16 protein-coding genes are annotated in these 18416 nt (G+C 60.4%); 11 read left to right on the forward strand and 5 right to left on the reverse strand.

Features of this window, described 5'->3' with window-relative positions; genetic code table 11:
- Positions 1-13 precede the first annotated feature (13 nt).
- From algG to OQ460_RS19875, 9 genes are all read left to right on the forward strand, one after another.
- Positions 14-1591 carry a mannuronan 5-epimerase AlgG gene (gene algG, locus OQ460_RS19835; RefSeq protein WP_410019065.1) on the forward strand — a complete coding sequence of 526 codons (1578 nt, stop codon included), beginning with the start codon at positions 14-16 and terminating at the stop codon, positions 1589-1591.
- Between the two features lie 11 nt (positions 1592-1602).
- Positions 1603-3051, forward strand: a complete 1449-nt coding sequence (locus OQ460_RS19840) for an alginate O-acetyltransferase (RefSeq protein WP_410022062.1) — start codon at positions 1603-1605, stop codon at positions 3049-3051.
- An 8-nt stretch (positions 3052-3059) separates the two neighbouring features.
- Complete coding sequence (locus OQ460_RS19845) at positions 3060-4169, forward strand: mannuronate-specific alginate lyase (RefSeq protein WP_410019066.1); 1110 nt, start codon at positions 3060-3062, stop codon at positions 4167-4169.
- A 217-nt stretch (positions 4170-4386) separates the two neighbouring features.
- Positions 4387-5919 (forward strand): MBOAT family O-acyltransferase, encoded by a 1533-nt coding sequence (locus OQ460_RS19850; protein WP_410019067.1) that lies wholly within the window; start codon positions 4387-4389, stop codon positions 5917-5919.
- An 11-nt stretch (positions 5920-5930) separates the two neighbouring features.
- Complete coding sequence (locus tag OQ460_RS19855; RefSeq protein ID WP_410019068.1) at positions 5931-7109, forward strand: alginate O-acetyltransferase; 1179 nt, start codon at positions 5931-5933, stop codon at positions 7107-7109.
- A gap of 14 nt (positions 7110-7123) precedes the next feature.
- On the forward strand, positions 7124-7780 hold the full coding sequence (locus tag OQ460_RS19860) for an alginate O-acetyltransferase AlgF (protein ID WP_410019069.1): 657 nt from the start codon (positions 7124-7126) through the stop codon (positions 7778-7780).
- 149 nt (positions 7781-7929) lie between these two features.
- Positions 7930-9381, forward strand: a complete 1452-nt coding sequence (locus tag OQ460_RS19865; RefSeq protein WP_410019070.1) for a mannose-1-phosphate guanylyltransferase/mannose-6-phosphate isomerase — start codon at positions 7930-7932, stop codon at positions 9379-9381.
- Between the two features lie 178 nt (positions 9382-9559).
- A complete protein-coding gene (locus OQ460_RS19870; protein WP_410019071.1) occupies positions 9560-10024 on the forward strand; it encodes a multidrug transporter in 465 nt (154 codons plus the stop codon).
- A 22-nt stretch (positions 10025-10046) separates the two neighbouring features.
- Positions 10047-10859, forward strand: coding sequence for an SDR family oxidoreductase (locus tag OQ460_RS19875; RefSeq protein WP_410019072.1), 813 nt, complete (start codon positions 10047-10049; stop codon positions 10857-10859).
- Between the two features lie 17 nt (positions 10860-10876).
- Here the strand turns inward: OQ460_RS19875 and OQ460_RS19880 are convergent, their stop codons facing one another.
- Positions 10877-11740 (reverse strand): LysR family transcriptional regulator, encoded by an 864-nt coding sequence (locus OQ460_RS19880; RefSeq protein WP_410019073.1) that lies wholly within the window; start codon positions 11738-11740, stop codon positions 10877-10879.
- A 111-nt stretch (positions 11741-11851) separates the two neighbouring features.
- Here OQ460_RS19880 and OQ460_RS19885 point away from each other — a divergent pair, with 111 nt between their 5' ends.
- Entirely contained in the window at positions 11852-13039 is a 1188-nt protein-coding gene (locus tag OQ460_RS19885; RefSeq protein ID WP_410019074.1) for an MFS transporter, read from the forward strand.
- On the forward strand, positions 13039-13440 hold the full coding sequence (locus OQ460_RS19890) for a nuclear transport factor 2 family protein (RefSeq protein ID WP_410019075.1): 402 nt from the start codon (positions 13039-13041) through the stop codon (positions 13438-13440). The genes OQ460_RS19885 and OQ460_RS19890 overlap by 1 nt, the downstream gene beginning before the upstream one ends.
- 7 nt (positions 13441-13447) lie before the next feature.
- Here OQ460_RS19890 and OQ460_RS19895 read toward each other — a convergent pair whose 3' ends face one another.
- Genes OQ460_RS19895 through OQ460_RS19910 form a run of 4 tightly spaced genes read right to left on the reverse strand, consistent with a single transcriptional unit; the run spans position 13448 to position 18215 of the window.
- Complete coding sequence (locus OQ460_RS19895; RefSeq protein ID WP_410019076.1) at positions 13448-14308, reverse strand: efflux RND transporter periplasmic adaptor subunit; 861 nt, start codon at positions 14306-14308, stop codon at positions 13448-13450.
- Between the two features lie 10 nt (positions 14309-14318).
- On the reverse strand, positions 14319-14519 hold the full coding sequence (locus OQ460_RS19900) for a DUF1656 domain-containing protein (RefSeq protein ID WP_410019077.1): 201 nt from the start codon (positions 14517-14519) through the stop codon (positions 14319-14321).
- Positions 14509-16692: an FUSC family protein gene (locus OQ460_RS19905; protein ID WP_410019078.1), complete on the reverse strand. Its 2184-nt coding sequence runs from the start codon at positions 16690-16692 to the stop codon at positions 14509-14511. The genes OQ460_RS19900 and OQ460_RS19905 overlap by 11 nt, the downstream gene beginning before the upstream one ends.
- Positions 16693-16703: 11 nt before the next feature.
- The gene (locus tag OQ460_RS19910) at positions 16704-18215 is read right to left on the reverse strand and encodes an efflux transporter outer membrane subunit (protein WP_410019079.1); all 1512 of its coding nucleotides are present in this window, start codon (positions 18213-18215) and stop codon (positions 16704-16706) included.
- Positions 18216-18416 lie beyond the last annotated feature (201 nt).

Genomic DNA, 18416 nt, shown 5'->3' on the forward strand with positions numbered 1-18416 from the left:
GGGAGCCTGCGCAATGAATTCTCAAGCCCGCAAAGGCTCGGTCAGCCTGCTGGTTGCAGCGATGCTGCTGGCCAGCGCTTCGGCCATGGCCAATGTCGAGCCCGCAGTCAAAGCGCCGACCACCGCCAAAGAGCTGCAACAAGCCAAGACCTACACCATCACCAGCCCGCCCACCGCGCCGCTGGAGATGGCCAAGCCGACACTGCCGGACCTGTCGGGTTACACCGCCGAAGCGGCTGCGGCAAAGATCGTGCGCAGCAAACCCGGCAAGGTCAGCGTTCGCCGGATGATGCAGGAAAACGCCCTCAAGGATTTTATCGGCGGCGATAACAAAATGGCCGAATGGGTGGTGCGCCAGCACGGTATTCCCCAGGCGATTTTTGTCGATGACGGCTACATGAACCTCAAGGACCTGGTCAAGAAGGTGCCCAGGCAATACCTGCGCGAAACCTCGCCCGGCGTATTCCTGGCCAAGTTGCCGATCGTGGTCGGCCAGAACGGCATCCTGGAAATCGACAAACAGACCCAGGAGTTGCGCCTGTCCCAGGAAGCCGGCTCGTTCCTGGTCAACGACGGCCAGTTGTTTGTCAGCGATACCAGAATCACCGGCTGGCGCGAGAAGAGCAATGGCCCGGCGACATTCCAGTCAGCCAAGGAATTCCGCCCGTTCTTGCTGGCCTGGGGCGGCACCGAGACCTACATCGTCAATAGCAAGATGGCCAGCTTCGGCTACGCCAACAGTAAGTCCTACGGCGTGAGTATTTCCCAGTACACGCCGAACATGGCCAAGGTGCTCAAGCGTAAAGAGCCCACCGGCTGGATTATCGATTCCGAATTCTCGGACATGTGGTACGGCTTCTACTGCTACGAAACCGAAGGCTTTGTGATCAAGGGCAGCACCTACAAAGACAACATCGTCTACGGCATCGACCCCCATGACCGTTCCCACGGGCTGATCATCGCCGACAACACCGTCTACGGGACGAAGAAGAAACACGGCATCATCATTTCCCGAGAAGTGAACGACAGCTTCATCTTCAACAACCGAAGCTACGACAACAAGCTCTCGGGCCTGGTGATCGACCGTAACAGCGTCAACAACCTGATCGCCGACAACGAGATCTACCGCAACCACACCGATGGCATCACCCTCTATGAGAGCGGTGACAACCTGCTGTGGGGCAACCGGGTGATCAGCAACCGCCGCCACGGCATCCGGGTGCGTAACAGCGTGAACATTCGCCTGTACGAAAACATTGCCATGGCCAACGGCCTGACGGGCGTCTACGGCCACATCAAAGACTTGACCGATACCGACCGCGACATCGCCCTCGACCCGTTCGACGCCCAGGTGTCGCTGATTGTGGTGGGCGGTGAACTGGCCGCCAACGGCAGTGGGCCGCTGTCCATCGACTCGCCGTTGAGTATCGAGCTGTATCGCGTCTCGATGCTTGCGCCAACCAAATCCAGCGGCATCAGCTTCTCGGGGATTCTCGGCGAACGCCAGGATGAAATTCTCGACCTGCTGGTACGCCAGCAGAAAGCCGTGCTGATCGACCCTGTCGAACGCCAGACCCAATTGCAGGACTGAGGATGACCTTTATGCACCCACACATGATCAAGCTACTCAGCCTCTCGGGCCTGACCCTCGGCATCCTGGCTGCCAGCAGCGGCGCGCGCGCCGATGAAGTTCAAGCACCGACGTTCACTGCCCAGCCATGCTGCAACCTGTGCCCGGCCGCCCATGACGCGAAAAACTACACCACGCGCTACCAGCAGAACTTCACCACCCTGGTGCAAGCCCAGGGCGACTGGTTGTTCCGTACCCAGGAAGACCTGCGCACCGAGTTCGACACCAGCCCCGCCGGCTACAAACGCATGCAGCAACTGCACGATGCGTTCAAGAGCAAGGGCGTGGAGTTGGTCATGGTGTACCAGCCGACCCGTGGCCTGGTGAATCGCAACAAGCTCAATCCAGAAGAGAAAGCCAGGTTCGATTTCAACAAGGCGCTGGGCAATTACAAGTCCATGCTCGGTCGCTTTGCCAAGATGGGCTATGTGGTGCCGGACCTTTCGCCACTGACCAACGAACAACTGCCTGATGAATTGCCGGCCCATGACTTCTACTTTCGTGGTGACCAGCACTGGACCCCTTACGGCGCCCAGCGCACCGCGAAGATCGTGGCGGCCAGGGTCAAGCAGATGCCTGAGTTTGCCGACATTCCCAAGCGTGAGTTCCAGACCAAGAAGTCCGGGCGCATGGGCAAGACTGGCACCCTGCACAACATGGCAGGGCAACTGTGCGGCACCAGCTACGCCATCCAGTATATGGACCAGTTCACCACCGAACCCAAGGGCGAAGCGGGCGACGGCGACCTGTTCGGCGATTCCGGCAACCCGCAGATCACCCTGGTGGGCACCAGCCACAGTGGCAAGAACTACAACTTCGCCGGTTTTCTTCAAGAAGAGATCGGCGCCGATATCCTCAATGTCGCCTTCCCCGGCGGCGGCCTGGAAGGCTCGATGTTGCAATACCTGGGCAGCGACGAGTTCCAGAAAAACCCACCAAAAATCCTGATCTGGGAGTTCTCACCGCTGTATCGACTCGACCAGGAGACCATCTATCGCCAGATGATGTCGCTGCTGGACAACGGCTGCGAAGGCAAGCCGGCGCAGATGAGCGCCAGCACCACCCTCAAGCCCGGCAAGAATGAGCTGATGGTCAACAGCCAGAACATGGACCTGCGCAACCGCAACCATCAGGTCGACATTCGCTTCGCCGACCCGTCGGTGAAAACCCTGCAAGCCACCCTCTGGTACATGAACGGTCGCCACGAAGACATCAAGATCGACAAACCCGAGACATCCGACACAGACGGGCGTTTCGCCTTTGAACTGCGCACCGATGAAGACTGGGCCTCGCAAAACCTGCTGGCCGTGGAAGTCCAGGGCCCCGAAGCAGGTGGCGCCGCGCAAAAAGTCGAAGCAAAAATCTGCACACGCAACGTATTCCCTTCCGGTGGTCAACAGACCGCATCGGTCGGGCAATGAGGTTACTTATGCACAAGCTATTGACTCCAACACTGCTGGGCCTGGCAATGTTTGCCGGCGCGGTGAATGCCGCCGCGCCATTGCGTCCACCACAAGGCTATTTCGCGCCGATCGAGGCGTTCAAGACCGGCGATTTCAAGGACGGTTGCGACACCATGCCGACGCCCTACACCGGGCCACTGCAGTTTCGCAGCAAGTATGAAGGCTCCGACAAGGCGCGCTCGACGCTGAATGTGCAATCGGAAAAAGCCTTTCGCGACAGTACCGCCGACATCACCAGGCTGGAAAAAGACACCAGTAAGCGCGTCATGCAATTCATGCGCGATGGCCGCCCAGAGCAGTTGGAATGCACGTTGAACTGGCTGGTTTCCTGGGCCAAGGCGGATGCGTTGATGTCCAAGGATTTCAACCACACCGGCAAGTCGATGCGCAAATGGGCCTTGGGCAGCATGGCTTCAGCTTATGTACGCCTGAAGTTCTCCGAATCCCGTCCGCTGGCCAACCACCAGCAGGAGTCGCAACTGATCGAGGCCTGGTTCAACAAACTGGCCGACCAGGTGGTCAGTGACTGGGACAACCTGCCGTTGGAAAAAATCAACAACCACTCGTACTGGGCCGCCTGGTCGGTGATGGCGACATCCATCGCCACCAACCGTCGCGACCTATTTGATTGGGCGGTGAAGGAATACAAGGTCGGCGCCAACCAGGTGGATGCCCAGGGGTTCCTGCCCAATGAAATGAAGCGTCAGCAGCGGGCCTTGGCCTACCACAACTACGCCCTGCCGCCGTTGTCGATGATCGCCAGTTTTGCCCTGGTCAACGGCGTGGATGTGCGCGGTGAAAACAACGGCGCGCTCAAGCGCCTGGGTGAAAAGGTGCTGGCGGGAGTTGAAGACCCGGACATCTTCGAACAGAAGAACGGCAAAGAGCAGGACATGAAAGACCTGAAGCAGGACTCGAAATTCGCCTGGCTCGAACCGTTCTGCACCCTCTACACCTGCGCCCCGGATGTGCTGGAGCGCAAGCATGAAATGCAGCCGTTCAAGACGTTTCGCCTGGGCGGCGACCTGACCAAGGTCTACGACCCGGCACATGAGAAAGGCAACAAAGGCAGCTGACCGTGCTCGGTCCAAATGTGGGAGCGGGCTTGCTCGCGATTGCGGTCTGACATTGAACATCGATGTCGACTGAAACACCGTCATCGCGAGCAGCCCGCTCCCACATTTCGAGCCGGTTTCGACAGTGGAAATGTAATACCGCCCTCCCCGTTTTTCGTGGGGGGGGTTTGGGGGGGCCGTTGGCCCTTGACTGTTGGTTAAACGTGGAGAGATCGGGATGGTTTTCTCGTCCAATGTGTTCCTGTTTCTGTTCTTGCCGATCTTTCTCGGCATGTACTACTTGAGCGGGCAACGCTATCGCAATCTGCTGTTGCTGATTGCCAGCTATGTGTTCTACGCCTGGTGGCGAGTGGACTTCCTGGCGCTGTTCGCCGCCGTCACCCTGTGGAACTACTGGATCGGCCTCAAGGTCGGTGCAGCCGGGGTGCGCACCAAGCCGGCGCAGCGCTGGCTGCTGCTCGGCGTGGCGGTCGACCTGTGCATCCTCGGCTACTTCAAGTACGCCAACTTCGGCGTCGACAGCATCAACTTGATGATGAAGTCAGCGGGCCTTGAGCCGTTTATCCTGACCCATGTGCTGTTACCGATCGGTATCTCGTTCTACATTTTCGAGTCCATCAGCTACATCATCGACGTTTACCGGGGCGATACGCCGGCGACCCGCAACCTGATCGACTTTGCGGCGTTCGTGGCGATTTTCCCGCACTTGATTGCCGGCCCCGTGCTGCGCTTTCGCGACCTGGCGGACCAGTTCAACAACCGCACCCACACCCTGGATAAATTCTCCGAGGGCTGCACGCGGTTCATGCAGGGGTTCATCAAGAAGGTATTCATTGCCGACACCCTCGCGGTGGTCGCCGACCATTGTTTCGCCCTGCAAAACCCGACTACCGGCGACGCCTGGCTGGGCGCCCTGGCGTATACCGCACAGCTGTATTTCGACTTCTCCGGCTACAGCGACATGGCCATCGGCCTGGGCTTGATGATGGGTTTCCGTTTCATGGAAAACTTCAAGCAGCCGTACATCAGCCAATCGATCACCGAGTTCTGGCGGCGCTGGCACATCAGCCTGTCGACCTGGCTGCGTGACTACCTGTACATCACGCTGGGCGGCAACCGCAAGGGCACGCTGACCACCTACCGCAACCTGTTCCTGACCATGTTGCTCGGCGGCCTGTGGCACGGTGCAAACATCACCTACATCGTCTGGGGTGCCTGGCATGGCATGTGGCTGGCGATTGAAAAAGCCATCGGACTGAACACCTCGCCGCGCAGCTTCAACCCGGTGCGCTGGGCCTTTACTTTCTTGCTGGTGGTGATGGGTTGGGTGATCTTCCGCGCCGAGAACCTGCACGTTGCCGGGCGCATGTACGGTGCGATGTTCAGCTTTGGCGAGTGGTCGCTGTCGGAACTCAACCGCGCCAACCTCACCGGCCTGCAGGTAGCGACCATGGTGGTGGCGTACGCCACGCTGGCGTTCTTCGGGCTGCGGGACTTTTACCGCGATCGTCCGGCCGAAAAAACCCGGCCTGCCGACCCAAGCCTGATCAAGGCCGTGCCTGGCGACAACCCCGGCAGTATCCAGGAGCCCGGTTTCAGCGTCGGCAGCAACGCCGCCGTGCAACCGGCCTACTGGGCGGCCGACTGGCCCCGCTACGCCATGCGCGCACTGATCCTGCTGTTGTTCGTGGCTTCGATACTCAAACTCTCGGCGCAAAGCTTCTCGCCGTTCCTTTACTTTCAGTTCTGAGGGAGCCGACCATGACCCGTTCATTACGCGTCCTCTACACCGCGCTGTTCATGGCCCTGCTAGTCGCCCTGGGCGCCTGGTCGATCCGCAGTTTCTTCGGTTTCACCACCAACGCCGATGCCAGCGTGCTCAATGGGCGTTGGGCCAAGGCGGTCGAAACCCATTATGACGATGAGTTCCCGATCAAGCGCCTGGGCACCAATCTCTGGGCCGCCCTGGACTACAAGTTGTTCAACGAAGGACGCCCCGGCGTGGTGCTGGGTCGCGATCACTGGCTGTACAGCGACGAGGAATTCAACCCCACGGCCAACGCAGAGCAAAACCTGCAAGATAACTATGCCCTGGTCGAAGGCGTACGCCAGCAACTCAAGGCCAAGGGTGTGCAACTGGTGATGGCGATTGTCCCGGCCAAGGTGCGCCTGTATCCGGAACACTTGGGGGAAGTGCGCCCGGCGAATGTTCATGGCGGTCTTTACCAGGACTTCCATGCGCGGGTCGCCGCCGACAAGATCATCGCTCCTGACCTGCTGGGCCCATTGCAACAGGCCAAGCTCCACGGCCAGCAAGTGTTCCTGCGCACCGACACCCACTGGACCCCGGACGGCGCTGAAGTCGCGGCCAGGCAACTGGCCAAGGCCATCAACGCCAGGACCCTGCTCAGCGGCGAACCCCAGCGTTTTGTCACCGATGCCGAGGGCATTGCCCCACACAGCGGTGACCTGCGCTTGTTCCTGCCGCTGGATCCGCTGTTCGAAAACCTGATGCCGCCCAAGGAACCGCTGCAAAAACGCGTGACCCACGCAGTGCAGTCCCAGGCAGCCGGCGACGACGCGTTGTTCGCCGACAGCGAAATGCCGGTGGCCCTGGTGGGCACCAGCTACAGCGCCAACCCCAACTGGAACTTCGTCGGAGCGTTGAAACAAGCCCTGGGCAGCGAAGTGGTGAATTACTCCGAAGACGGCCACGGCCCGATCCTGCCGATGCTCAGCTACCTCAAAAGCGATGACTTCAAGAACAGCCCGCCACAGGTACTGATCTGGGAGTTTCCTGAACGCTATCTGCCAGTCAACAACGAAATCGGCGATGCCGACCCGCAGTGGGTCGCACAACTCAGAGAAGCCGGTACGCACCAACAGAACATGGCAATCAACACCCCAAAATCCGAGACGCCCGACCGGGCGCAAAACTGAAAGAGAGGTACACCATGACTTTCACTAAAACTCCTCGTCGTCTCGCCAAGACCCTTGCACTGGTTGCTGGCATGAGCGTGGTATCGATGTCTGCCTTTGCCGGTGGCGATGCCGCGCTGTACGGTCCCGTCGCGCCGAAAGGCTCAAGCTTCGTGCGCCTGTTCAACGCCAGCAATCAGGAAGTCAGCGCCACTGTCGGCAATACCGCGCTGAACGACGTTGCGCCATTGGGCAGCAGTGACTTTAGTTTCTTGCCAGGCGGCGATTACAGCGCCAAAGTCGGTAGCCAGAACGTAACGGTCAAGCTGGCAGCCGATCACTACTACACGTTGGTCAACAGCGCCAGCGGCCAGCCGCAACTGATCGAAGAGCCACCATTCAAGAACAAGCAAAAATCCCTGGTACGCGTGCAGAACCTCAGTGACAAGTCCCTGAGCCTGAAGACCGCCGATGGCAAGACCGAAGTGGTCAAGGCCGTGGCGGCCAAGGCTCGGGGCGAGCGTGAAATCAACCCGGTGAAGGTCAGCCTGGCGTTGTACGAAGGTGACCAGAAAGTCGGTGACGTGAAGCCGGTGGCCCTGGAGCGCGGTGAGGCTGCCGTGCTGTATGTCACCGGTTCCGGTTCGAGCCTGTCGCCAGTCTGGGTAAAGCGCCCGGTGTCGACCCGCTAAACAACGGTTGAATTGACGCATTTCCCCTGGTGGGAGCGGGCTTGCTCGCGATGCAGGCGACTCGGTGTCTCAGTTACACCAAGCTGACGCCATCGCGAGCAAGCCCGCGCCTACAGGCTCTGACCCATACAGATTCAAGGAGATACACCATGATTCCAGTAATCCTTTCCGGTGGTAGCGGCTCACGTCTTTGGCCGCTTTCGCGCAAGCAGTTTCCCAAGCAGTTCCTGGCCCTGACCGGTGAACACACGCTGTTCCAGCAGACCCTGGAGCGCCTGGTGTTCGAGGGCATGGACGCGCCTATCGTGGTCTGCAACAAGGACCATCGTTTCATCGTCAACGAACAACTGAGCGCCCGTAAGCTCGACACCCAGCGCATCCTGATGGAGCCTTTTGGCCGCAACACCGCTCCGGCAGTAGCACTGACGGCGATGATGCTGGTCAACGAAGGCCGTGACGAGCTGATGCTGGTGCTGCCGGCCGACCATGTGCTGGACGATCAGAAAGCCCTGCAACGCGCCCTGGCCCTGGCCACTGTGGCGGCCGAGCGTGGCGAGATGGTGCTGTTCGGTGTACCGGCCACGCGCCCGGAAACCGGATATGGCTACATCAAGTCGACCAATGATTCGCTGCTGCCCGAAGGTGTCAGCCGCGTGCAGCAGTTCGTCGAAAAGCCGGATGAAAAGCGTGCAGTCGAGTTTGTCAAAAGCGGTGGCTATTTCTGGAACAGCGGCATGTTCCTGTTCCGCGCCAGCCGTTTCCTGGAAGAGCTGAAAAAGCACGACCCGGACATCTACGACACCTGCATGCTGACCCTCGAGCGCAGCCAGCAAGATGCCGACACCGTGACCTTCGATGAAGCCACGTTCGCATGCTGCCCGGACAACTCCATCGACTACGCCGTGATGGAAAAAACCCAACGCGCCTGCGTGGTACCGCTGATCGCCGGCTGGAACGACGTGGGTTGCTGGGCTTCGCTATGGAGCGTCAACGACAAAGACGCCGACGGTAACGTCAGCAAAGGCGACGTGGTGATCCAGGACAGCCGTAACTGCATGATCCACGGCAATGGCAAGCTGGTGTCGGTGATCGGCCTGGACAACATCGTGGTGGTGGAAACCAAGGACGCAATGATGATTGCCCACAAGGACAAGGTCCAGGGCGTCAAGCAGATGGTCAACACCCTCAACCAGCAGGGCCGCAGCGAGACCCAGAACCACTGCGAAGTCTACCGGCCGTGGGGCTCCTACGACTCGGTGGACATGGGCGGGCGCTTCCAGGTCAAGCATATCTCGGTCAAGCCGGGCGCGTGCCTGTCACTGCAGATGCACCACCACCGCGCCGAACACTGGATCGTGGTCAGCGGTACGGCCGAAGTGACCTGTGACGAGAACGTGTTCCTGCTCACCGAGAACCAATCCACCTATATCCCGATTGCCTCGGTACATCGCCTGCGCAACCCGGGCAAGATCCCGTTGGAGATCATCGAAGTGCAATCGGGCAGTTACCTGGGCGAAGACGATATCGAGCGGTTTGAGGATATCTACGGGCGCTCCACGCCGGTTGAACGTGGCGTGTCGGTGAAAACTATCGCGCAGTAAAACAGTCGTACAAGAAGCCCTCACCCAACCCATTGCGTCCCCTATCCGCAGTGGGTTGGGTGGGGGCTTTTTGTTTGGGCCTTGTGGCGACTTTGAGGAACTCATCGCGAGCAAGTCGCGATAGGCAACCTCACCCAGCCACAGGTAGGATGGTTCATCCATTCGCGAGGCGGTTCCCATGTTCTTTGGCGTCCTACTGATCATCACCTGGCTGGTCCTGCTGCTGCGCTACCCGGCCAGGGCTCTGCCTGTTTCCCTGGCGGCAGCCGTCGGCCTCGGGCTGGTGGCGGTCTGGGTTGTGTGGCTGGACAACCGCGAAGCCTCGCAACTGGCACGCCTGGAACTGCGCATCAACTACGCCCCCCAGCAATGCCCGGCAGACCGGCCCTTGCAACTCAAACTGAACAACGGCAACGACGTGCCCCTGACCGAATTGCGCTGGCGGGTCGCCGCGTATGCGCCAGGCGATACGGTGAACCTGGCTGACAACGTCTATGCTGCTCCACGCTACCGCGGCCCCGGCGAGTTACAGGCCGGAGCGAGTTGGGAAGACTGCCTGCCGATCCCGCCACTGCGCCCTGGTTATCGCCCACAAACCCTGGAGTTTCGTGCCGAGCACCTGCAAGGCAGCTTCTCTGACTGACAACAACAAAGGACTGCCCCCATTGCCTAACGCACTTATCACCGGTTGCTCCAGCGGCATTGGCCGCGCCCTGGCCGATGCCTTCAAGACGGCCGGCTATGAAGTATGGGCCAGCGCCCGTCGCCATGAAGACGTCGCCGCGCTCGCCAGCGCAGGCTTTCATGCTGTGCAACTGGACGTTAACGACGGCGCTGCACTCAAGACACTGGCCGCGCAATTGGGCGAGCTCGATGTGCTGGTCAACAATGCCGGCTACGGCGCCATGGGCCCGCTGCTCGATGGCGGTACCGAAGCGATGCAGCGACAATTCGAGACCAATGTCTTTTCCATCGTCGGCGTAACCCAGGCACTGTTCCCGGCCCTGCGCCAGCGCAAAGGGCTGGTGGTGAACATCGGCAGCGTTTCCGGGGTGTTGGTGACGCCATTTGCCGGCGCTTACTGCGCCTCAAAGGCCGCCGTGCATGCCGTGAGCGATGCGTTGCGCATGGAGCTGGCACCGTTTGGCGTGCGGGTGATGGAAGTGCAGCCAGGTGCCATCGATACCCACTTTGCGAAAAACGCCGGCACCCAGGCCGAATTGTTGATCAATCAACAATCGCCATGGTGGCCGCTGCGCGAGAACATCCGTGCGCGCAGCCAAGCCTCCCAGGACAAACCGACACCGGCCACGGCGTTTGCCGCACAAGTGTTCAAGGCCGTGCAACAAGACTCGCCACCACGCCTGTTGCGCTCAGGCAATGGCAGCCGGGCGTTGCCGTTGATGGCGGCGCTGTTGCCCAAGGGATTGCTGGAGAAGGTCTTGAAGAAGCGCTTTGGGCTCGATAAGACGCTGTAATGCCCTGGGGCAGGGCTCTATCCCTTCATGAAATCAATAAACGCCCGCACCTTCATCGGTAAATGCCGGGTATCCGGGTACATCGCATACACGCCCTGCGGGGCGAAGCGGTAGCGCGCCAACAGGCGCACCAACCTTCCTGCCTCCAGGTCCTCCTGCACCAGCCATTGCGGCAAGATCGCCACGCCATGCCCACGCAGGGCGAAGGCTTGCAGGATAGCCGCGCTATCGGCCACCAGCGACGTCTTGCCGGGACCCGGTCGATAAAGATGTTCGAGGCCGGCCGGGTCAGTCACAGATAACTCGGTCAGCCGACCATGTCCCAACTTCGGCAACTGTTCCAACTCCTCCAGCGTACTGACCCCGGAAAACTCTGGCGCCGCCACCGCAAACACCTCGAAACTCGACAACTGCACCGCCCGGTGGTTGGAGTCCAGCAGGCGCCCCAGGCGAATAGCCACGTCAAAACGTTCGGAAATCAGGTCGGCATGGGTCGAGGATGTGGATAAGTGAATGTTGAGGTCCGGATGTAGCCGTCGGAAGGCTTCCACCGCCTGCGCGACCACGGCCAAGGCATATTCCACGGTGGTGGTGATACGCAGCGTGCCCTTGAGCTGGGCATGCTCGGAGCGCGCCTCCTCCACTGCCAGCCGCGCCTCCTCCAGCATCCGCGTGCAACGCAGGTAGAAGCGTTCGCCGGCATCAGTGAGCGCCAATTGACGAGTGCTGCGGGTCAGCAGGGTCACGCCCAACTCGGCTTCCAGACGCTTGAGATTGAAGCTGACCACCGCTCGGGTCTGCCCCAGCAAGTCCGCCGCAGCGGTCAGCGAACCGGCTTCGACCACGGCCTTGAAAGTATCGAATCGGTCCAGGCTGACCATCGGCGGCGCTCTCGTTTGTCAAAATAATTTTGACAAACTAACAGTCAAAGCGAGGTTTCCCAAGCACTGCCGGCACTCTACCCTGCCGTCACTCAACCCAGGAACACCCCGATGGCCTACCGTTCAAAAATCGCCTGGATCTTTCTGCTCGGCTTCGCGCTGGACCTGGTGAACATGTTTGTCGCCACGATTGCCTACCCGGATATCGCCAGGGAGCTTCAGGCCTCGGTCTCGCAGTTGGCGTGGATCAGCAACGCCTACCTGATCGGCCTGACGCTGATTATTCCACTGAGCGTCTGGCTGGCTGCTGCCATGGGCGAACGACGTTTGATTGCTGTCAGCCTGCTGCTGTTCGCGGTTGCCTCGATGCTGGTGGGCCAGGCCGGTTCGATTGAAGCGCTGATCGGCTGGCGCCTGTTGCAAGGCGTGGGCGGCGGACTGCTGATTCCGGTGGGGCAAGCCATGGCCTACCGGCATTTTCCGGCAGCCGAACGCAGCCAACTGACGGCCAGGGTGATGTCGGTGGCGTTGCTGGTTCCGGCGCTGTCACCGGCACTGGGTGGCTTGATTGTCGACAGTGTGTCCTGGCGCTGGATCTTCTATGCCAACCTGCCGCTGGCACTGATGACCCTGCTGCTGGCCATGCTGTGGATAAAACCCGACACCCCCAGCGCTATCCGCCCCAAGCTGGAACTGGGCAGCCTGTTCAAACACGCCAACAACCCGATGCTGCGAATCGCGATGCTGATTTACCTGTTTGTTCCAGGGGTATTTATCGGCGTAAGCCTGATCGCCATCCTGTATCTGCACCGCCTGGGATATGACGCAACCCGCACCGGCGCGCTGATGTTGCCCTGGGCACTGGCATCGGCGCTGGCGATTTACCTGGGCAAGAAACTGTTCAATCGCTGGGGGCCGAAGCCGCTGCTATTGGTGGGCATGCTCGTGCAATGCGGCGGTATCTTATTGCTCAACACCGCCGAACCTGCCCTGATCATTTGCGCCTACGCCTTGATGGGCCTGGGCTCCAGCCTGTGCAGCAGCACCGCGCAGACCCTGGCGTTTGTCGATATCCGCGCCGAACACATGGGGCATGCCAGCGCGTTGTGGAATATCAATCGGCAATTGAGCTTCTGCCTGGGCGCGGCGGCGCTCAGTGCGCTGTTGTCAGCCTTTGATTCCTTCACCATAACCTTCACGATGGCGGCAGCCCTGACACTGCTTCCGCTCTTTGCAGTGCTGCGCCTGGATACGTCCAGAGTGCGCACACTGCTACACCCAGCCTGCGAGCCTCATTGATGATTGATTACCGTGATTTTTTTGCAGAAGTGATCCAGACCCACGTCGAGATCGAACAATGGTTTGCCGGTGTTGCGCCCCAGGGCACCCTGGAAAACCTGCTGGCGCGCTTCTCCCCGGACTTCAGCATGATCGCACCGTCCAGCGGCGCACGAGTGGACGCGGCTGGGGTGCGTGATTTGTTCAACCGCCTGGGTGGCCAGCGTCCGGGGTTGAAAATCACGTTGAGCGAAATGAGCGGCATCGACCGTCATGCGCGAGGCGCAACCGTGACTTACCGCGAGCATCAGGTCGATGACAGTGGAGCCCAGACCGATCGGCGGGCTACCGTGGTGTTTGAGAAGCAGGCCAGTGGCGCATTGTTATGGCGGCATTTGCACGAGACGTACTGTCAGGGGTGATCCAGAATCATTCCAACGCTGGCTCGACAATAACAGTACACGTCATCCCCGCCGCCAGCAGCACCCCTGGCGGCACTTGATCGATGTGAATCCGCACCGGCACCCGCTGGGCCAGCCTCACCCAGTTAAAGGTCGGATTCACATCAGCAATCAACTCCCGACTCTCGGGGTTATCGCGGTCATAGATCCCCCGGGAGATGCTCTCCACATGCCCCTTGAGGGTTTCACCACTCATCAACTGCATGTCAGCCTTGGCGCCCACCTTTACATGCGGCAGCTTGGTCTCTTCGAAAAACCCGTAGACCCAAAACGAATTCATATCCACCACGGCCATTTTTGCTTCACCGATACGTGCGTAATCCCCGCGATGCACATTGAGATTGGTCACATAACCGTCCACCGCCGCCAACACCTGGGTGCGCTCGAGGTTCAGTTCGGCAGCCTCAAGTTGTGCCCGGGCCTGTTGATAATCAGCCAGGGCAGCATCGGCGATATTGCTGGCGTCGTCGCGGTTTTCCCTGGAGATCACCAGCGCGTCGAGATCGGCGCGGCGGTGGGCATTGACCTTGCGCATCTGCCACGTGGCCTTGCGTGACGCCACCAGCGATTGCGCCTGCTTTACCGCGATCCGGTAATGCTCGGGGTCGATCTGCATCAGCAGATCACCTTTTTTCACCAACTGGTTATCGCGTACCGGGACATCGATCACCTCGCCGCTAACGTCGGCCGCGACGTTGATGATATCGGCGCGCACCCGACCGTCACGGGTCCACGGGGTTTGCATGTAATGAACCCACAACGTGCGGCCGATCCAGATCGCCAGGGCCAGCACCAACAGAGTCGCGAGCAGGCTGAAAAACTTTTTCATCGGGACATTCTCAACGGTAGACGCTCAGCGACAGAGCGCCGAACAGACAAGCGAACAGGCTCAAGCGCAGTAGCGCCGGATGCCAGAAAAAACGGTACAGGTCAAAACCTGCGAGGAAGCGATCCAGCGCCCAGGCAAGCCCTGCCGCGATGAAGAACATTAAGGTCATGGTTGGCATGTAAACGCCGTGGAATGCGATTTCACGGGGCATCGGTGGATCCTTCAAGCTTAAGGGCAGCCAGCGGCGATTGCGGGTCCAGCAGGGAGGTGCGAATAAAGTGCAAGTAGCTTTTCACCCGACGCAGGGCCGAGGTGTCGAAGTGCGGGGCGAACGGTTCGTCGGTGGCCTGCACTCGGCTGATGGCGTGGTCGACAGCCACCAGTGCGCGCTCAAGATTGCTCTGGCCAGGTTGCAGGAACAGACGCATCAACGAACGCCCCATCACCCGGATCGCCTGGCGCCAGGGCTGGGATTGGGCATAGGCCGGGTGAATCGGCAGGATCGCCTGTTCCTTGCGCAACTCAATGATCGCGTGGCCGACCTCCAGCACCACGAACATCCAGCGCAACAAGTTGCGCTGCACCAACGGCTGGCCGACAGCCAGGCCATAAGCCTGATGCAGCAAATCGCGGGTGCGGCTTTCGAAACTCGATGCCAGGCCCTTGAGCTTGCCGCTGATGGCATACACCACTTGCTCACGCAGGTCCCGCTCCAGGCGGCGCCACAACCACGGGCTGTTGGGCGGCAGAATGATCGCGCCGGCGGCGGCGCACACCAACATGCCGAGGATCATCGCAATATAGTCATTGATAAAACTATAGGGGTTGTAGATCGTCAGGTTGTCCGGCACCGAGCCCGTGCTGAAGAAGATCAGTAAACCCAGGCCGACCCCCGCGTAACGCGGCCGCGAAGAGAGGAAGGCGCCGAATACAATGACCGGAGCAAGCATCACACACAGCAGGGGGAAACCATCGATGCGGGGGAATACAAAGAACATTTCGACGAACCCCACCAAGGCACCAATGAAGGTGCCGCAAGCCATTTGAAACGCCATGCGCTTGGGGTTCGGTGTGGCGGCCGAAAGGCCCACGGTGGCCGCCGCAATCAGGGTCATGGTGGCGCCGCTGGGCCATGCCGTGAGCACCCAGTAACTGCCCAGCACCACCAAAATAAAGGCTGCGCGAATGCCCGAAGCGGCACAGGCCAGCCAGTTGGTCTGCGGGGTATACGGCTCATCCCAATGCTCGCGCGCATGACTGTGATCGGCCAGGGACGCGTGGGTCTGTGCATACCCATGCAAGTCATCGACAAAGCGATACAGCAATTCGTAAGCCGTATGGAAATCCAACAGTTCGGCGTCGCTGGGCGCGGCCTCCTGAAAACTCGAGCGCAGGCTGCGCACCTTGGCGGGCAGGTGCTCTTTGTAGGCCGTCAATTGCCCCACCAGCCGAGCGGCATCGGGACTGGTCAACGCACGCCCACTGAAGCCATCGAGCAATTCGGCCAGGTCTTGCAAGCCCGGCTTGATGGCGGCGACCACATGGTCTGCCGCATCGCTGCGCAGGCGCTCGAGTAATTGATGCAAGGCGTTGAAACGTGTAGTGATGCCCATGAATTCACTGTTCAGGCGACTGAGGCGCCCATTGCGCCGACGCATGTGCGGGTCTTCAAATACCGTGACGCTGCGCAGCCCCTCCAACCCCACAGCCTCGGCGATGAAACGCACATTGCTGCTTTCGAAGCCGTCGCGCGGGCTGCGACCGCGCAGACCGTCGGTGACAAACAACGCGAACACCCCGAAGCGCTGGTACAAGGCGTTACGCATCGCGGCGCTGGCGGTTTGGGGCAGGATCGCAGCGCTGACCAGGGTCGCGCAGAGTATCCCCAGGGAGATTTCCAGCACCCGCCATACCGCCGCCATAAACGCGCCGTCCGGGTGGGCCAAAGCAGGTAGGCCAATCATTGCCGCGGTATATCCCGCCAGGACAAACCCGTAGGCGCGAAAATTGCGATAACGCGCAGCACCTGCCGAGCAGATGCCCACCCAGATCGCCAGCGAGCCGAGGAACAACTCGGTGTTCTGCGCAAACAAGGCAATCAACAGCACCATCACCGCCGACCCCGCCAGGGTGCCGAGGAAGCGATAGAAGCTCTTGGCAAACACCTGGCCGCTCTGGGGTTGCATGACGATAAACACGGTGATCATCGCGGTACGCGGTTGCGGCAGCTCCAGACGCATCGCCAGCCACAGCGTCAGGAACGCGGCAACCAACACTTTGAAGATGTAGACCCAGGTCACGCCGTCGCTGCGTACCCAGTCGAAGAATCCACGCCGCCATTCCAGGGAATGCAACCAACGCAGCGGTACAAGCAAGGGAGTCATGGGAAACCTGATCAGTGATCAAACACGGCCAATGCCGCCGGGATTTTGCCGGGTAAGGTTTTGCCTGGCGCCGGTACGTCATCACCGGCGCCTACACCACCGCCCAGTGCGGTTACCAACTCGGCATGGGCACGCAAGCGCGCGGCCTGGACCTGTTGCTGCACCTGCTGTTGGCGAAACAGCAAAGTCTGCGCAGTCAGCACATTGAGGTAGTCCGTGAGACCGCGCTGGTAGGCGATCATCGCGATGTCGTAGGTTTTCTGCGCCGAGGCCAGCGATTGGGCGGCGAAGCCTTGTTGCTTGTCCATGGATTCGCGGCGGATCAACTGATCGCTGATGCCCTTGAGGGCGTTGATCAACGTCTGGTTGTAATGGGCGACAGCGATGTCATAACCCGCGCTGGCCTTGCCCAACTGCGAACGCAGCCGGCCGCCGTCGAAGATCGGCAAAGTAATCGCCGGACCGACGCTGTAGTTGAATTTGCCGCCGGCCAGAAACTCCAGCATGCCGCCACCGGTCGCCATGTAACCGAGGCTGCCAATCAGATCGACGTTGGGGTAGAAACCGGCGTGAGCAACGTCGATACCACGCGCTTGCGCCGCGACTTGCCAGCGGCTGGCGACCACGTCCGGGCGCTGACCGAGTAATTGCGCGGGCAAGGTGGACGGCAGCTTCAATGGCGCGGCAAGTGACAGGCCCGGCCGTTGCAGTTGTGCGCCCGCTCCCGGCCCCTTGCCGGCCAACGCCGCCAGTTGATTACGGCTCAGGGCGATTTCTTCATCCAGGGCGTCCAGTTGGCGGTGGGTTTCCGGCAACGGGGTCTGGGCCTGGCTGACTTCGAAATGCGTGCCGATCCCTGCCTCCAGGCGCTTGTTGGCCAGCTCGAGAATCTGTTGTTGCTGGGCCAGCGTGGCGGCGACGATATCGCGGTTGGCGTAATGCAACGACAGCTCGATATAGGCGCGAACTACGTTGCTCTGCAATTCGAGCTGGGCCTGGCGCGCTTCGGCGGCGCGCATATGCGCCAGGTCGACGGCGCGCTCGCTGGCGTTACGCTCGCGTCCCCAAAGGTCGAACGCGTAGCTCAGGCCCAGGGTGGAGTTATTGTCCCAGGTAGTGGCATCACTCAGTTCGCCAGGTCCGTAGAACTGATCCTTAGGCCAGTTATGGCGTTTCAAGGTGGAATCGCTATTGATCTGCAACGACTCGGCCGATTCGGCAATCCCGGCTATCGCTCGCGCTTCACGTACCCGAGCGGCGGCCATGGCCATGCTCGGGCTGTCGTATGTGGCGAGTTCGACCCAGCGGTCGAGCTGGGGATCACCGTAGGCTTGCCACCATTTGACGGTGGGCCAACGGGCGTCCTGTGCGGCGCTTCGGATGGCGTCGTCGGTGGCAAGGTTGTCGGCACTCAGGGCCTGGCCCTGGGGCGCGATGCCTGCGTTTGAGATGCAGCCGCTGATTGCTAACGATAAAGCCCAAACACTGAGAGTCTTCAGCTCTCTGCTGATGCGACGCGGCACTGCTGTGAATTCCTGAGCTGGTATGGCGGGGTAAGGAGGGACAATTCTAGGGGGCAGGCCGGGTGGCGATAAGGTGGGATTCCTGTGAATCTTTGTTACCGTACGGACGATAATCCGAACGGCAATAGAAATACGTTCTAACCATTTCCCCGAGACGCCGAGCAGTACTCTGACAACCACCTCGCACATCTTCCGTCAGAA

It is taken from the genome of Pseudomonas imrae, assembly GCF_046352735.2.
Lineage (GTDB): Bacteria > Pseudomonadota > Gammaproteobacteria > Pseudomonadales > Pseudomonadaceae > Aquipseudomonas > Aquipseudomonas imrae.

What these genes read in the sequence shown, in the direction of transcription:
- algG (WP_410019065.1), top strand. Translation starts at nt 14, where the DNA reads ATGAATTCTCAAGCCCGCAAAGGCTCGGTCAGCCTGCTGGTTGCAGCG.
- OQ460_RS19840 (WP_410022062.1), top strand. Translation starts at nt 1,603, where the DNA reads ATGCACCCACACATGATCAAGCTACTCAGCCTCTCGGGCCTGACCCTC.
- OQ460_RS19845 (WP_410019066.1), top strand. Translation starts at nt 3,060, where the DNA reads ATGCACAAGCTATTGACTCCAACACTGCTGGGCCTGGCAATGTTTGCC.
- OQ460_RS19850 (WP_410019067.1), top strand. Translation starts at nt 4,387, where the DNA reads ATGGTTTTCTCGTCCAATGTGTTCCTGTTTCTGTTCTTGCCGATCTTT.
- OQ460_RS19855 (WP_410019068.1), top strand. Translation starts at nt 5,931, where the DNA reads ATGACCCGTTCATTACGCGTCCTCTACACCGCGCTGTTCATGGCCCTG.
- OQ460_RS19860 (WP_410019069.1), top strand. Translation starts at nt 7,124, where the DNA reads ATGACTTTCACTAAAACTCCTCGTCGTCTCGCCAAGACCCTTGCACTG.
- OQ460_RS19865 (WP_410019070.1), top strand. Translation starts at nt 7,930, where the DNA reads ATGATTCCAGTAATCCTTTCCGGTGGTAGCGGCTCACGTCTTTGGCCG.
- OQ460_RS19870 (WP_410019071.1), top strand. Translation starts at nt 9,560, where the DNA reads ATGTTCTTTGGCGTCCTACTGATCATCACCTGGCTGGTCCTGCTGCTG.
- OQ460_RS19880 (WP_410019073.1), bottom strand. Translation starts at nt 11,740, where the DNA reads ATGGTCAGCCTGGACCGATTCGATACTTTCAAGGCCGTGGTCGAAGCC.
- OQ460_RS19885 (WP_410019074.1), top strand. Translation starts at nt 11,852, where the DNA reads ATGGCCTACCGTTCAAAAATCGCCTGGATCTTTCTGCTCGGCTTCGCG.
- OQ460_RS19890 (WP_410019075.1), top strand. Translation starts at nt 13,039, where the DNA reads ATGATTGATTACCGTGATTTTTTTGCAGAAGTGATCCAGACCCACGTC.
- OQ460_RS19895 (WP_410019076.1), bottom strand. Translation starts at nt 14,308, where the DNA reads ATGAAAAAGTTTTTCAGCCTGCTCGCGACTCTGTTGGTGCTGGCCCTG.
- OQ460_RS19900 (WP_410019077.1), bottom strand. Translation starts at nt 14,519, where the DNA reads ATGCCCCGTGAAATCGCATTCCACGGCGTTTACATGCCAACCATGACC.
- OQ460_RS19905 (WP_410019078.1), bottom strand. Translation starts at nt 16,692, where the DNA reads ATGACTCCCTTGCTTGTACCGCTGCGTTGGTTGCATTCCCTGGAATGG.